Below are 14,064 nucleotides of genomic sequence, written 5' to 3'. Positions count from 1 at the left end.
GCTTTTGGTTCTTTAACAAAAAATTGGGAAAACCGCGCAGGAGATTCCAGCGTATGTGTTGCTGTAAACCAAAAACAAAAAAGATGAACTTAAATTTACGATTGCTGGCAGGTGCGCTTTTAATGCTTCCTGTTACGATGCTTGCCCAGAGTCCGGTAAGCGGCTTTATGAAGGCGAAGGGAGAAGGGAGCATTACAGCCTCTTTTTCTTCGGAAAAATACGATGAGGTATTTCTGGTACCGCAAAAGGTAGACGGTGTGCCGGTTTTTAACGAGGTGCAGACCACCAGTTATTCCTTATATGCTGAATATGGAATTTCAGATAACTTCAATCTGGTATTTAACCTTCCTTATATTAAGTCAGAAGGAGAAGCTACACCCGAAACCTTAGATAATCTAGGTTATGAAAACGAACGCAAAGGCGTACAGGACGTGAGTCTGTATGCAAAATACCGTTTTGCTTCTACTGCCACTCCTAATGGGATGATCAATTTTATCGCTGCGGCGGGTATTGAAACTCCTTTAGGTGATTACCGGGCAGATGAAGGCCTACAGTCGATTATCGCGATAGGTAACCGTTCTACAGACATCGCCGGTCTTGCGATTGCAAACTACAAGCACAACAACGGGATTTTTGCCACCGGGCAAATAGGCTACAGCCTGCGCAGCAACAGCGTTCCTAACGCGTTGTTAAGCGAACTCAAGCTGGGTTATGCTGCTTCTAAATTTTATCTGGATGCGTATATCGCCAATCAATTGTCTGACGACAGCGGCGTGGATATTTTAGGAGAGGGCTTTAACGGATTCTTTCCTGCGACCCGTGTAAACTATACCCGTATCGGCTTTAATGCGTATGTACCTGTTTATAAGGGCATTGGTGTTTCCGGCGGATATGCTAACTACATTGAAGGGCGTAACCTGGGAGATGCAGACGGCTTTAACTGGGGTGTAACCTATTCGTTCTAAGATCGATACCGATAATTAATTTCAATAAAACATAAAATATCATGAAAAATTTATATAAATATACCGGTATCGCGCTTGCGTTTTTAGGTACCGTTTTGACCACTTCGTGTGAGACCGACTCAGCTTATGAAGATGAGCCGGCGTCAATTGCAGCTATCGCTGTAGCGAATCCCGCTTTTACAACGCTTGAAGCTGCGGCCATTTTGGGTGATGTTGCGGTAACTTTGAGCAATAGCAATGCAGGGGATCCTTCAGGAGACTTTACGGTTTTTGCACCTACAGACGATGCTTTTGCACGTTTGGGATTAGAAGAAACCACTTTAGGTGTTTTACAACAACCCTTTTTAAAGAACACCTTATTGTATCACGTTTCTGATGGAAACTTATTGAGTGGTTCTATAATGGATGGTGGTACAGCTTCTTCATTGTTAGGACCTACACGACGCTTTATCAACCGTGACGGCACTTTATACATCAATGGTTCAGAGATTTTGGCTACCGATATTTCGGCTTCAAACGGAACGGTTCACGTGATCGATAAGGTGATGATTGCCTCGGGTGCTGATGTCGTACAGACAGCTTTAGCATTAAATGACGGAAATGTATTTAAGAATCCAGAGCTTACTTTTCTAGTGGCAGCAGTAGTTCACGCCGGTTTAGTTGAAACATTAAGTAATCCTGCTGCTAGCTATACTGTTTTTGCGCCAACTGACGCAGCATTTAAAACCCTTCTTGGTGGTGATCCGGCTGTTGCTGATGACGGTTTATTAGGAGCAGATTATACAGGTATGCCTTCTGATATAACAAAACTTCCAGTAGATTTAGTTACCACAGTACTAGCTTATCACGTTTTTGCAGATACCGCAAATGAGAAATTCACGCCGGAAATGAATCAAGGTCCTGTGGCGACTTTTCAAGGTGAAAATGTAACTCTTGGAGCGTTTACTGACGGAGTTTTAACTGTAAAAGGAATTAGTAATGCAACTCCCGCAAATATGGTAATCCCCGATGTACAAACTACTAACGGAATTGTACACGTAATTGATCAGGTATTATTGCCCACCTTATAATGTTGTTTAAATTTTGATTAGGGGAAAAAGCAGGGACTTCGGTTTCTGCTTTTTCTTTTGGGCTCAATTTAACAGGGATTAGAAAACCGGGACGGCAATTCGTCCGTATGTATGGTAATTAATGTTTGTTTAGTATTGATTTGTTAGCTGAGGCGCGGGTGGAGATCTGCGCCTTATTTTTTGCGCTTTCGCGAAAGCTTTTCAGCACTAAACCCGTTGCTTTCTGCCCATAGCGAAATACAGCATAGATCCGATGATGTTGAAGAATAAAACAACCAGCACCCAAATGATCTTATCGTTATTACCCTTAAAGTCGTTCCGCAAAATATCGATCAGCGCGATAAGGGGTAAGATGAGCCCGAAAACTCCTAAAATGAGGATTAATAAAATTTGCCAGGGGCCTACCATTCCTAATATCATAATTCGTGTTTTAGGTTATCAAAGTTAACCGATTTGTTTTAAACTAGTTTTGGTTAACATAATCCATTAAATCCACATCGTTGCCCAGAAGGATCTCGCGACTGTTGATGCGTTTATCCGCTGCTCCGTTCTCAAGCTTTAAAACGCCACGTGGACAAACGGCAGAGCAGATCCCACAACCCACACAACTGGCGCGTACAATGTTTTCGCCTTTTTGAGCATAGGCGCGTACATCAATACCCATCTCACAATAGCTCGAGCAGTTTCCGCAGGAAATACACTGACCGCCGTTTGTGGTAATTCGGAATTTTGAAAACAAGCGCTGTTGCAATCCTAAAATCGCTGCCATAGGGCATCCAAAACGGCACCACACGCGGTTGCCAAAAATGGGGTAGAAGCCTGTGCCAATTACCCCGCTAAAAATACTACCTATTAAAAAACCATAGGAGTCGCGAAGCGTTTCAGCAGGAATTAGAAAAAGAGTGCTTCCGCTGGAATAGTGAATACCGCTTAATGCCAAAACAATTACCAGATACCCAATAGCCCCGTAACGGGCATCCTGTTTTAATTCTTCCTTTTTAAAAAACCATATTCCGGCAAAAAGCAGGGTGAGAAAAACTGCTACGCCAATAAGGAATACATCTTTAGTCAGCCAGTATTTATCAGCATCGTAACCCAGATAGGTTGAAACCACCGCAGTGGTCATCACCACCACAAAAACCAAAACGCTGTGCACCACCCAGCGCTCTACTTTCCAGGCAAAAGTGCTTTTGTCGCTGAGGTGTCTAAAGGAATCTCCGGCAGTTTCGGCTAGTCCGCCACAACCGCAAACCCAGCTGCAATACCAGCGTTTTCCGTATTTATAGGTGAGAATAGGGGTAATGACAAAGATGGAAGCGATCCCGAAAAGCAAAAGAGCAAGACCTACATTTCCGGCAGAGATAAAATCGTTGACGCGGTACTGCTCAAAATTGTAGTAATTGAGCGGCCAGATATTCTTTAAATCATAATACGGCAGATTGAAATTCTCTGAATTGAGCCTCGCCATAAACTCGGGAATCAGAAAGGCAAAAGCGGTCTGAAAAAACATCACGCTCAGCGTGCGCAGCCTTTCATAACGGTTGTGGCGGTATTTCCAGATAAATTTGATCCCAAAAGCCAGTATAGCGATGGTATAGAGCGTACCGTACACAAACCATTGGCTTGCAGGGTTACCGCTCAATAATCTGCTCAGCGGATCAAAAAGCGCGATGAGTCCGGTATTGTCACCTTCAGTATTAAGACCTAACCATCCTGCCTTAAAATAAAGGATGATGTAAAATCCTGTCAAAGCCAGACCTGCAACCCAGGCTAAAAATCCCCTGCTGGAAACCGACTTAAACCAGACACCGTCATTCTTAATGCCTTCGTGCTTGCCGGAGTAAGCGCCGTAAGTAAAGATTAGGATTCCGCCAAACAGACTGCCGAGCGCAATACTAAGCCAAAGCGGTTTTTCCGGAAAATTGATGTTAAAGGCCGCCAGAAGCAGAATTAATAAGCCCACCACTCCAAGAGCAGTGCCCAGTTTTTGAATGGCGTTTATAGAAGCCGGCGGCTGGCCGGTAAGAGACATATCGCGTTGTATGGTGCTCATAAAGCTATTGTTATTTTTATTGCTATTATTATTTAGACCTCACAGGTTTTTAAAACCTGCGAGGTCTTGGCTAGACTTTAAATTCTTTTTGAATTTCAGATTCGTAACGCCTGTAAAACTCGGGGTTAAAATTGGCTTCTTTCAGGTTTTTGATAACGTACCGCACGTCCCGTTTTTCATTTAGCCAGCGGTCAAGTACCTCGTGGCGTAAGCGAATGCCAAAGCTGTTAATGCCTAAAAATTCGCGGGTGTCTTTATGAAAAGCGATAGTCATGCATTTGGTATCATCGGGATGTTTCCAGTGCAGGTGCTGCTCGTAATCTTTTTTGTTTTTGGTACTAAAAACCCAACCGTAGGTCTGGTATTCAATGTCAAAAAATTTGGCGCTGTTAAACCAATTTCCGGGATTGTACTCGAAAGGCTTACCGCAAATGGTCTGAGCAACCGTTTCGCCCATCATTCGGCCGGTGTACCACACGGCTTCGACCGGTTTCCGCAATCCTATGGCCTCGCGCTGTTGCGCACAATCTCCAATGGCATAGACGTTTTTAATATTGGTTTCAAGCATTCGGTTGACCAGAATGCCCCGGTCTGTCTCTATTTTGGAGTCTTTGAGAAATTCAATCTGAGGTTTTACCCCGGTAGTAACGCCGACCAGCTTACAATCGATCTGCTCTCCTTTTTTGGTGATTATCCCGCTTACATTCCCCCGGCCGTCATCCAGAATTTTATCAAGTTCTGCTCCGCATCTTAAATCAATTCCATGATTTTTAATGTGTCTGCTGATCATTTCGGCTTCTCCATCAGGTAAAACACCCGACCAAAATGCGTGTTCACGCACGAGCATAGTTACTTCAATCTTTCGGGTGTGCAGCATTTCGGCGAGTTCTACACCTATGAGGCCGCCGCCTACGATGACCGCTTTGGGACAGACTTCGTTATTGGGTGCATTTTTTTCGAGCAGTTCTAAATCCTGTTTGGAAACCAGACCCTGAACGCCGTTTAAATCCTGACCTTCCCAGCCGTATTTTGCAGGGATCGACCCCGTTGCAAGAATAAGTGTGTCGTAGGTGATGGTTTCGCCCTGTGCCAAATGCAGGGTTTGCGTATCGGTATCAACCCGTTCAACAAAAGCATTTTTAAGGTTGATGTTGTTTTTTGACCAAAACTGGTCTTCGTAAGGTTTAAGGTCTTTAAAGCGCATATGCCCCATATAGACATACATCAGTGCGGTGCGGGAGAAAAAATGATCACTTTCGGCAGAAATGATGGTAATTTTTTTATCTGAATTTTTCCGGATGTGCCGGGCAGCCGTAACTCCGGCGATGCCATTGCCTACAATGACCACATGTTCCATAAAAAAGCTGTTGCGTTGAGGTTGTTTCTAAAGATAATAACTTAGAATGTTGCCACCTTCAATTTGGTTGTTTTTTTCAACAAAATGACAACAGAGGAGTAATTATTTCAACTATTTTTAGTGGTATGAAATACACCTATTCATTCCTGTTGCTGGTACTAGGTTGCCTCGTGCTTGGAGGTTGCTCTGCCACGCCTTATGTAAGCCAAAAAATTGATGGTGTGAGTTTTGTTGCTTCGGGCGATACGCTGGTGCAAAAGGATATCGATCCGGTTTTGCGCGTGGGAGCTAATCACGCTGCCATAATGCCTTTCGGTTTTGTGCGCGATCTCGACAATCCGCAGTTGTATTTTAATGCGGAACGCCAATGGTACGGCGAGCGCTATGAAGGAGCGAAGCAATACATCGAAGCCTTACATCAAAACGGAATCAAAGTCATGGTCAAGCCCCATATCTGGATTGGCCGCGGCACGTTTACGGGCGATATGCAGATGAAGTCTGATGCAGACTGGGTTGCATTTGAAAAATCCTACAGGGAGTTTATTCTGTTGTATGCAAAGCTGGCTCAGGAAACCGGAGCCGAACTCTTTTGCATAGGTACGGAACTTTACAATTTTGTGAACGAGAGACCTGATTTTTGGAACAGCCTGATTGCCGAGGTGCGTGAGGTTTATACGGGGAAGCTTACCTATGCGGAAAACTGGGATAAGGTAGACAAAGTGAATTTTTGGTCTCAGCTCGATTATATTGGAGCTGATGCCTATTATCCGGTTTCAGAAGCCGAAACACCAACGATTGCCGAAGCCAAAGCGGGTTGGCAGCCGCATAAACAAATGTTTGTTGCGCTTTCGCGAAAGCATAACAAACCTGTTTTATTTACAGAGTTTGGGTACCGCAGTGCCGATTATGCGGGAAAAGAACCCTGGGTAAGCGATCGTCACGAAGGGAAGATGAATGCCGCGGCCCAGGTGAATCTATATGAAGCCTTGTTTGAAGAGTTTTGGAATGAGCCCTGGTTTGCGGGTGGTTTTGTCTGGAAATGGTTTCCCAATCACGAGCGCACTAGTTCGCAGGAAAATAATCGTTTTACACCTCAGGGAAAACCGGCTGAAGAAGTGCTTAAAAAGTGGTTTCAAAAAACGTGAAACTTATCTCAATTGGCAAAGTGTTAAGGCATTAGAAGAGGCAGGCTCCATACTTTTAGCCTGTACACTAACCAAAAATTTTTACAATGGGAATTATTTCAATTATCATAACCATATTGCTACCACCTCTTGCTGTTGCAATGAACAAAGGTCTGGGCAAAGATTTTATCATCAATGTAATCCTGACGCTTTTAGGATGGTTGCCGGGAGTTATTCACGGTTTCTATGTGCAGAGCAGATAAACGATAACGAATTGACGAAAGAAGGGTTTTGTAAAGTATCTTTACTAAAACCCTTTTTTTATGCGCCATCGTGTACTTCTTTTGCTAGCTCTTTTCGGTTTTGCTCTGGTTTCAAAAGCCCAGGAATCCAACTTTAAACCCGGAGCACTTACCGTTGCTGTGGTCGCGAGCGATGAACAGCAATCCTTACATTTCTACAAAGATATTTTAGGACTTCACGAAGTGGGGAGCTTTACGGTTGATGCTCCGTTTGCAACCCGTTTAGGGCTGTCGCAAGACCTTCCTTTTAAAGTTACCCGATTAGCCTTTGACACCATCCCCGGGAGTTCGCAGCTAAAAATTGCATCATTTGATTTGCCTAAAGCGGAAGTCGATTCGGTTAAAGCCGGAATTCAGCAGCAACTGGGATTGCAATACCTGACCCTGCAGGTGTATACGCTTGACGGTATTATGGAAGCAATCAAAAAAGAAGGCGTACAGCCCGAAGCCGATACGCCTATTAAACTTGGAGAACATAATTATTTGCTGTTACTGCGCGATCCCGATGGCGTTTTTATTGAAGTCATAGGAGATTACAGCAACGGCAATTAGCGATTCGCTTTCATTTCTTTTTGATATTCAGTAGCGATTTCGGTTTTTTGCTTTTCGGTGAAGACTTTTCCGGCCAGCTGAAAAAAGGTGTGTTCCTCATCTTCGAGATGATGCTCTACTTTTTCGCATAATTGCTTGGCATAAACCAGCCAGGCAGGGGAGTCCATCTCAGTCTCGTCAATTTTTTCAATGAGTTCGTCCATTTCGTGATGTTCGGCGATTCCGTGACGGGCGTGTTGCTGCATCATATCATTGTGAATAAGCGGGGAGTAGAAGGTGCGCTCTTCGGCATCAGCGTGGATTTGCAATTCTTTTTTAAGGTCTTCCCACATCTGCTTGCGACCTTTAGACTCACCACTGGTTGAGGTAAGCATTCGGCAGAGTTCGCGTTGTTTATCGTGGTCTTTACGTATGGCTTCAAAAATTGTCATGGTTGGTGTTTTTAAATTCAGTTTGAAATTACACCGAAGCCCGGGCGATTGTTGTTAAGAAACTATGAAAATTTAGTATTGAAAATAATATTTCAATTTCAACGCTAATTTTTTAGCAAAGCCAAAGATTGATTTGGTAAGTTTTTGAACTGCTACTTTTTAAGCACTTTGCAGTAATAGGCGTGAAGTTCTTCGGCCGAAGCACCCATCCATTTTTTGACGTAAATACTCCAGAAGTGGTATTGCACGTACCAGACTCCGTATTTTTCATACATACGGGCAGAAGATTTTAACGGCTGTTGAATGACCACAAATTTATTACGGGCATAAAGCTCATTGATGAGGATGTTGTCTTCGTAGATCACATAGCTTTCATTGTAACCGCCTATTTCATCAAAAAGTTCGCGGGTGATAAACTGACTTTGATCACCGCCACGACTGGCTCTCCAGCTGAATCTAGTGAGATAACTGGCCAGACGCAGCCACCAATGCTTGCTGTCAAACTGCATTCTGAAGCATCCGGCAGGATTGCCATTTTCAACTTCAACACGTATATACCGGTCAAAATGTTTAGGTGGAAAAGAATCGGCATGTAAAAAATAAAGAATGCTTCCGCGGGCAGCCCGAGCCCCGGTATTCATCTGTTTGGCCCTGCCTTTTCCGGATTGTAAAAGTTGAAGATTTACGTGGTTAGCGGCTTTAAATTTTTCGCCCAAAGCCCGGGTGTCATCAGTACTACCGCCGTCAACCACCAGAATTTCCATAAGATCTGGGGCTTTTGCACTGCACAGGAGATGCTCCAGCAACACCGGTAGATTTTCAGACTCGTTGTAAACGGGAATAATGATACTCAGCATAAAAGGGAATTCGGCGGGGGCAGAATAAGCATTCAAATCTAAACTAATTCGTCAGGACATAAAATTAAATATCCCGCATGGAGCGGGATATTGCTATATTAAGGGAGAAATCTATTGTTTATTAAGATTCCAATCGTAGTTTTTGTACGTCAGCGTAGCACCTTTATTGATTTTTGTCTTGCTGTATTGATTGATGTAATCAATTACGGTTGGCGTTTTGTCTGTGATAAAATCGCTCTTATACCAGTCAAAAATCGAAGATACTTTAGGATTTGAAGCCGTGATTTCATTTTTGTTTGAATTCACAAACTCTTTGGTCACTTTATCAAGCTGCTCATTAATTTTGCCTGCGGTATAGGCTTCATTTAACAATTTAGGGCAGGAAATCGAAGCGCAGTTGATGGCAAAATGAATACGAGGTTCGTTCATTTTACGCAATACGCCATTTTCAATTCCGCCTAAAGAAAGTTCGCGATTTCCTACAGGAACAATAGCTTTTGTCCAGGCACCGTTGATGTCTTTAATGCTTTTAACGGGGTAATTATCAAGAATCAACTCAACCGTATACGCATTGTATAAATTGATGTAATAGGCCAAAAGTTCCTGTACCGACCAGTCGTCACCCGGATTATAAGATGATAATTTCTTCAGGTAGGCATCCAGCTTTGCACGGTCTTTCTGAAAACCTTCGTAATCTACCATTCCGGCGGCGTTTACGTGTTTTTTAAGCAAGGCGTCCCAGGCGCTGTGGTCTACATTTTCGGCAGAATTTGCAGTGGTTGAGGTGAGATCCCCGCTTACTTCTTTTGTGGGTTGCCCGGCGCTGCTGAGTCCGGCTGCTGTAAGAAGATTGCAGCTATACAGGGTGAAAGCGGCAAAAAGGCATACTATAATACGTTTCATAATGCGATACATAACTTGTGTTGTTTGCTAATAGATACGTAAGGTACCTGTCTACGGATTTTTCATAGCGTGAATTAACATCAGTCTTAACAGTATTTAGTTAAAATTTAGTATTTCAGCCCTCCGGCAGACTAAAAACGAAAGCGTGACAGATGTGCAGGTATTTATCGTAATTTTGCAGCGCTTTTCAAGCACAAAGTATAACATATGAGTATTGTAGCTATTGTAGGGAGACCTAATGTGGGTAAATCAACCCTTTTTAACCGATTGATTCAGCGCCGGGAGGCGATTGTTGACTCGGTAAGTGGGGTAACCCGTGACCGTCATTACGGAAAAACCGACTGGAATGGAAAAGAATTTTCAGTCATTGATACCGGTGGGTATGTAAAAGGAAGTGATGACGTTTTTGAAGAACAAATTGATAAACAGGTAGAACTGGCCATAGATGAGGCAGACGCCATCATTTTTATGGTTGATGTGGAAGCCGGTGTGACCGGGATGGATGAGGATGTGGCCAACTTGCTGCGTCGCCAGAATAAACCCGTTTTTTTGGTAGTAAATAAGGTAGACAACGCGATGCGCGAGGAAAATGCTGTAGAATTTTACAGCCTGGGTCTTGGCGATTACTATACCATTGCCAGTATAAGCGGTAGCGGTACCGGAGACTTGCTGGATGCCCTTGTTAAGATTTTACCGGACAAACCCGAGGTTGAAGAAAATATTTTACCACGTTTTGCCGTGGTAGGCCGTCCCAATGCCGGTAAATCGTCTTTCATCAACGCCCTGATCGGTCAGGAGCGTTATATCGTGACTGATGTCGCAGGTACGACACGTGATGCTATAGATACCAAATACAACCGTTTCGGTTTTGAATTTAATCTGGTTGACACCGCGGGGATACGCCGTAAGTCAAAGGTTAGGGAGGATCTGGAGTTTTATTCGGTGATGCGCTCGGTACGTGCGATAGAACATTGTGATGTATGTCTGGTTGTTCTGGATGCCACCCGTGGTTTTGACGGGCAGGTGCAAAATATTTTTTGGCTCGCAGAGCGAAACCGAAAAGGGATTGTGATTCTGGTGAACAAATGGGATCTGGTCGAAAAGGAAAACAAAACCATGCGAGAGTTTGAGAAGCAAATTCGCCAGGAAATGGAACCCTTTACCGATGTGCCTATTGTATTTATTTCAGCTTTAACCAAACAACGGGTGTATAAAGCGATTGAGACCGCTGTTCAGGTTTTTGAAAACCGAAGCAGACGCGTTAAGACCAGCGAGCTCAACGAACTTATGTTGCCGGTTATAGAAGCCTACCCGCCACCGGCAAATAAAGGAAAATACATCAAGATCAAATATTGTATGCAGTTGCCTACACCGCATCCGCAGTTTGCGTTTTTCTGTAATTTACCCCAGTACGTTAAAGAGCCGTACAAGCGTTTTATCGAAAACAAACTTCGTGAACAATTTGATTTTCAGGGTGTGCCTATTTCGGTATACTTTAGAAAAAAATAATTTTTTTACAGCCTTAAGCCTTTAAAAGCCCGCTTTTTTCAAAAAAGTGGGCTTTTGGTTTTAAACCATTGTTAGAAATCAGCGTCTTATCAATAAATGTATTCAATACATATATTTATTTTATGAAGTATGCTCTACTGTTTTTCCTAACATTTTTAGGTACCACGACTCTTTTTGCTCAGGAATTCAAAATTAGTGGTCTTATAATCGATACTGGTACTAAAGAACCGCTTGAAGCGGCGACCGTATTTGCTGAGGCGGTTAAAGACAGTTCACTGGTGGTGTATTCGATTACAGATGCAAAAGGAAGGTTTGAGCTTGAAGGAAAAACAGCTTTAAAAAAGATCAATTTAATAGTTTCCTTCGTTGGCTTTAAATCCTATACCCAGGTTATAGATTTGAGTTCACAGCGTGAATACGATCTAAAAGAAATTGCTTTGAGTTCTGCAACAGAAAACTTAAATGAGGTTTTAGTGGTAGGCAGAACTCCTCCCATACGTTTTAAGCAGGACACCACCGAATTTAACGTAGCCTCCTTTGACACGAAAAAAGATGCGAATGTAGAGGATTTACTGAAAAAATTACCCGGGTTTGAAGTAGATGCGAATGGTGCTGTTACCGTAAATGGAATACCGGTAGATAAAGTGCTGGTTAACGGGAAGCCCTTTTTTGGCAACGACCCTACTATTGCCACCCGCAATTTGACCAAAGATATTGTTGAAAAAATTCAGGTGGTAGACAGCCGTACGCGAACACAGGCTTTTACCGGGGAGCAAAGTGACGGTGAGAATAAAACGGTTAACATTAAAATCGCAAAAGATAAAAACCGGGGGACTTTTGGGCGTGTTGCTGCCGGAGCGGGTACAGACGAACGCTTTGAGTATGCAGGTATTGCTAATTATTTTGATAATGATCTGCGCCTTAGTGTCCTGGGTGGCGGAAATAACATTAACCGCGCCGGGTTTAATTTTGGAGAAGTAAGCTCCACATTTGGTCGGGGAGCTGCCTGGTCGATAACAGGAGGAGGTAATGATGGCGGGATCACTAACTCGAGAGTTGGAGGCGCCAATTATGCTGATGACTGGGGTAAGAGCACCAATCAGGCCACTGCAAATTACATCTATCAGGCATCAAATACTACTCAGGATAGACGGTCCAGTGCCAAAAGTGATATTCCCGAGCGCGATCCGGATACAGATGAACTTGTGTATAGGACTCAATTTAGTGAGAGCATGAGTAATTCCTATAGTACTAACGACCGGCATAGATTCAATCCCGAATATGAAACAGTTATTGACTCAGCGTATTATATAGAGATACGTCCGGATTTTTCCTATAATGAGAGCTTTAATACCAGTAATTCTGAGGAAGACACTTTTGATGAGAATCGGGAAGTTCTTAACGAGAGTGAGGGCTTCAGCAGTAGAACTAGTTTTAGTCGTGATTTTAGGAATAGGTTAAGCGTAACCCGAAGGTATGGAAGCGGAGGAGGCTACATTAGGTTAGATTTGAACAATTCCTATTCAAAAGACGAAAGCAATTCGTCAAACCAAAATGAGGTTATTGCATACGTTCCCGGCACTCAGGGGCAGGTTATTGATGAAGAAAACAGCTTAATCCGGGATCAAATTATTGAAGGGAATCAACAAAATAACAATTTATATACCCGCCTACGCTGGAAAGCTCCTATCGTGAAGGATTTATTTTTCTTCTCTGCAGAATATAGTTACAATCAGGACTTGAGGGAGGATGAAAATTTTGTTTTCGATCAAAACCGGGATGGTGCTTTAGATACCGAGCAAAGTGCCGATTTTTCAAATGAAAACGTTGCGCACAGGCCAGAACTGGGTCTTGAGTATAGAGACAAAAAACTAAATATTGAAGTGGAAGGAGCCTTTATTTTTAGAGAGCTCGCCAGTAATGAAACAATCACAGATGTTGCTTTTGATAATTATTTTGAAGCACTTGAGATTGAGGTGGATCTGAGGTATCAATTTACCAAGAATACCCGCTTGCGTTTTGGTTATGATCTTGAAAACGACATACCCAATATTAATCAACTTTCCCCTTACGTAGATATAAGTAATCCAACATTTATTAGAACGGGTAATCCGGACCTGGATCCTACCACACAAAACCGTTTTAATTTAAATTTTAATACCTACGATGTAAATAAGGAAGCTAATTTTTATGTGTATTCTAATTATAGTGCCAGTAATAATGAGATCATCTCTAATACGATAAATGAAAACGGTTTTCGAAGGTCAACATTCGCTAACGTTGACGGTAATTATACGTTTTCATCCGGATCGGGATATGGTAAAAATTTTAAGCTTGATAGTCTTAATAGTGTACGTTTAAATTTGGCTATGAATTACAACCTGCGTCAAAGACAAAATCTTGTAAACGGTACACAATTTTCAGCCTTAAATGAATCGTATGGGCCCAGAGTTGATTTCAATTATACGTATTCAGAAAAGGTATCTGCCCGCATTGGATATAACCCCAATTTTGAGTACAATAAATTTGAAAATGAAAATCAGAATGATATTTATATTTTACGTCATGAGGCATCAGCAGACCTGCGTTTTACCTTTGGGAATCTTGAATTTGAGAATGTATTGAATTATAATTACAATTCAAACATTCAGGAGGGATTTCAGAAAGGGTCCCTTTTCTGGAACAGTTCTATACAATACAGCATACTTAAAGATAACGGCCTGATTACCCTAAGAGGATATGATGTGCTTAAACAAAATAACAACGCCAGACGAATCGTTCAGGGGCAGGGTTATGTAGATGTTCAGTCCTTAATTTTACAACGGTATTTTATGCTTGGGTTTAGTTATAAATTCAACACCCTGGGTGATAAACCTCCCGGATATGACCGGGGTGATGGTGGGCGGCGTTACCGGGGTCGCAGGTATTAAATCATTCCGCA

The 14,064-nt window shown here is 42.7% G+C and carries 13 protein-coding genes; 7 read left to right on the top strand and 6 right to left on the bottom strand.

Going from position 1 to position 14,064, the window contains the following annotated elements; all coding sequences use genetic code 11:
• The first annotated feature begins 83 nt into the window (after positions 1 to 83).
• Together LLW17_RS09255 and LLW17_RS09250 are read left to right on the top strand one after the other, a co-directional pair.
• Positions 84 to 965, top strand: coding sequence for a hypothetical protein (locus LLW17_RS09255; protein ID WP_228229972.1), 882 nt, complete (start codon positions 84 to 86; stop codon positions 963 to 965).
• 41 nt (positions 966 to 1,006) lie between these two features.
• Positions 1,007 to 2,035: a fasciclin domain-containing protein gene (locus LLW17_RS09250; RefSeq protein ID WP_228229971.1), complete on the top strand. Its 1,029-nt coding sequence runs from the start codon at positions 1,007 to 1,009 to the stop codon at positions 2,033 to 2,035.
• Between the two features lie 207 nt (positions 2,036 to 2,242).
• On the opposite strand, the gene LLW17_RS09245 is transcribed toward LLW17_RS09250, so the two are convergent.
• From LLW17_RS09245 to LLW17_RS09235, 3 genes are all read right to left on the bottom strand, one after another.
• The gene (locus tag LLW17_RS09245; RefSeq protein ID WP_228229970.1) at positions 2,243 to 2,455 is read right to left on the bottom strand and encodes a PLDc N-terminal domain-containing protein; all 213 of its coding nucleotides are present in this window, start codon (positions 2,453 to 2,455) and stop codon (positions 2,243 to 2,245) included.
• Between the two features lie 43 nt (positions 2,456 to 2,498).
• Complete coding sequence (locus tag LLW17_RS09240; RefSeq protein ID WP_228229969.1) at positions 2,499 to 4,088, bottom strand: 4Fe-4S binding protein; 1,590 nt, start codon at positions 4,086 to 4,088, stop codon at positions 2,499 to 2,501.
• A 70-nt stretch (positions 4,089 to 4,158) separates the two neighbouring features.
• The gene (locus tag LLW17_RS09235; protein ID WP_228229968.1) at positions 4,159 to 5,445 is read right to left on the bottom strand and encodes an NAD(P)/FAD-dependent oxidoreductase; all 1,287 of its coding nucleotides are present in this window, start codon (positions 5,443 to 5,445) and stop codon (positions 4,159 to 4,161) included.
• 125 nt (positions 5,446 to 5,570) lie between these two features.
• Here LLW17_RS09235 and LLW17_RS09230 point away from each other — a divergent pair, with 125 nt between their 5' ends.
• The 3 genes from LLW17_RS09230 to LLW17_RS09220 all read left to right on the top strand — a co-directional run bounded on the left by LLW17_RS09230 (position 5,571) and on the right by LLW17_RS09220 (position 7,423).
• Complete coding sequence (locus tag LLW17_RS09230; protein ID WP_228229967.1) at positions 5,571 to 6,590, top strand: glycoside hydrolase family 113; 1,020 nt, start codon at positions 5,571 to 5,573, stop codon at positions 6,588 to 6,590.
• 86 nt (positions 6,591 to 6,676) lie between these two features.
• A complete protein-coding gene (locus LLW17_RS09225; protein WP_099647208.1) occupies positions 6,677 to 6,832 on the top strand; it encodes a YqaE/Pmp3 family membrane protein in 156 nt (51 codons plus the stop codon).
• Positions 6,833 to 6,892: 60 nt separating this feature from the next.
• Positions 6,893 to 7,423 carry a VOC family protein gene (locus LLW17_RS09220; protein WP_228229966.1) on the top strand — a complete coding sequence of 177 codons (531 nt, stop codon included), beginning with the start codon at positions 6,893 to 6,895 and terminating at the stop codon, positions 7,421 to 7,423.
• Here LLW17_RS09220 and LLW17_RS09215 read toward each other — a convergent pair.
• The 3 genes from LLW17_RS09215 to LLW17_RS09205 all read right to left on the bottom strand — a co-directional run bounded on the left by LLW17_RS09215 (position 7,420) and on the right by LLW17_RS09205 (position 9,614).
• Entirely contained in the window at positions 7,420 to 7,854 is a 435-nt protein-coding gene (locus LLW17_RS09215) for a hemerythrin domain-containing protein (RefSeq protein ID WP_228229965.1), read from the bottom strand. The genes LLW17_RS09220 and LLW17_RS09215 overlap by 4 nt on opposite strands.
• A gap of 152 nt (positions 7,855 to 8,006) precedes the next feature.
• Entirely contained in the window at positions 8,007 to 8,711 is a 705-nt protein-coding gene (locus LLW17_RS09210; RefSeq protein WP_228229964.1) for a TIGR04283 family arsenosugar biosynthesis glycosyltransferase, read from the bottom strand.
• A gap of 111 nt (positions 8,712 to 8,822) precedes the next feature.
• Positions 8,823 to 9,614, bottom strand: coding sequence for a DUF547 domain-containing protein (locus LLW17_RS09205; protein ID WP_228229963.1), 792 nt, complete (start codon positions 9,612 to 9,614; stop codon positions 8,823 to 8,825).
• A gap of 207 nt (positions 9,615 to 9,821) precedes the next feature.
• Between LLW17_RS09205 and der the strand changes: the two genes are divergently transcribed.
• Together der and LLW17_RS09195 are read left to right on the top strand one after the other, a co-directional pair.
• Entirely contained in the window at positions 9,822 to 11,123 is a 1,302-nt protein-coding gene (gene der / locus LLW17_RS09200) for a ribosome biogenesis GTPase Der (RefSeq protein WP_228229962.1), read from the top strand.
• A gap of 122 nt (positions 11,124 to 11,245) precedes the next feature.
• Complete coding sequence (locus tag LLW17_RS09195) at positions 11,246 to 14,053, top strand: outer membrane beta-barrel protein (protein WP_228229961.1); 2,808 nt, start codon at positions 11,246 to 11,248, stop codon at positions 14,051 to 14,053.
• Positions 14,054 to 14,064: the final 11 nt, after the last annotated feature.

This window comes from Leeuwenhoekiella parthenopeia (assembly GCF_020782115.1).
GTDB classification, from domain to species: Bacteria; Bacteroidota; Bacteroidia; order Flavobacteriales; family Flavobacteriaceae; genus Leeuwenhoekiella; species Leeuwenhoekiella parthenopeia.
This window is presented reverse-complemented; position numbering and strand designations above follow the sequence as displayed.

Excerpts from the sequence above, each read along its gene's own strand:
- LLW17_RS09205 (WP_228229963.1), bottom strand. The coding sequence starts at position 9,614 with ATGAAACGTATTATAGTATGCCTTTTTGCCGCTTTCACCCTGTATAGC.
- LLW17_RS09215 (WP_228229965.1), bottom strand. The coding sequence starts at position 7,854 with ATGACAATTTTTGAAGCCATACGTAAAGACCACGATAAACAACGCGAA.
- LLW17_RS09255 (WP_228229972.1), top strand. The coding sequence starts at position 84 with ATGAACTTAAATTTACGATTGCTGGCAGGTGCGCTTTTAATGCTTCCT.
- LLW17_RS09240 (WP_228229969.1), bottom strand. The coding sequence starts at position 4,088 with ATGAGCACCATACAACGCGATATGTCTCTTACCGGCCAGCCGCCGGCT.
- LLW17_RS09230 (WP_228229967.1), top strand. The coding sequence starts at position 5,571 with ATGAAATACACCTATTCATTCCTGTTGCTGGTACTAGGTTGCCTCGTG.
- der (WP_228229962.1), top strand. The coding sequence starts at position 9,822 with ATGAGTATTGTAGCTATTGTAGGGAGACCTAATGTGGGTAAATCAACC.
- LLW17_RS09210 (WP_228229964.1), bottom strand. The coding sequence starts at position 8,711 with ATGCTGAGTATCATTATTCCCGTTTACAACGAGTCTGAAAATCTACCG.
- LLW17_RS09245 (WP_228229970.1), bottom strand. The coding sequence starts at position 2,455 with ATGATATTAGGAATGGTAGGCCCCTGGCAAATTTTATTAATCCTCATT.
- LLW17_RS09195 (WP_228229961.1), top strand. The coding sequence starts at position 11,246 with ATGAAGTATGCTCTACTGTTTTTCCTAACATTTTTAGGTACCACGACT.
- LLW17_RS09225 (WP_099647208.1), top strand. The coding sequence starts at position 6,677 with ATGGGAATTATTTCAATTATCATAACCATATTGCTACCACCTCTTGCT.
- LLW17_RS09220 (WP_228229966.1), top strand. The coding sequence starts at position 6,893 with ATGCGCCATCGTGTACTTCTTTTGCTAGCTCTTTTCGGTTTTGCTCTG.
- LLW17_RS09235 (WP_228229968.1), bottom strand. The coding sequence starts at position 5,445 with ATGGAACATGTGGTCATTGTAGGCAATGGCATCGCCGGAGTTACGGCT.
- LLW17_RS09250 (WP_228229971.1), top strand. The coding sequence starts at position 1,007 with ATGAAAAATTTATATAAATATACCGGTATCGCGCTTGCGTTTTTAGGT.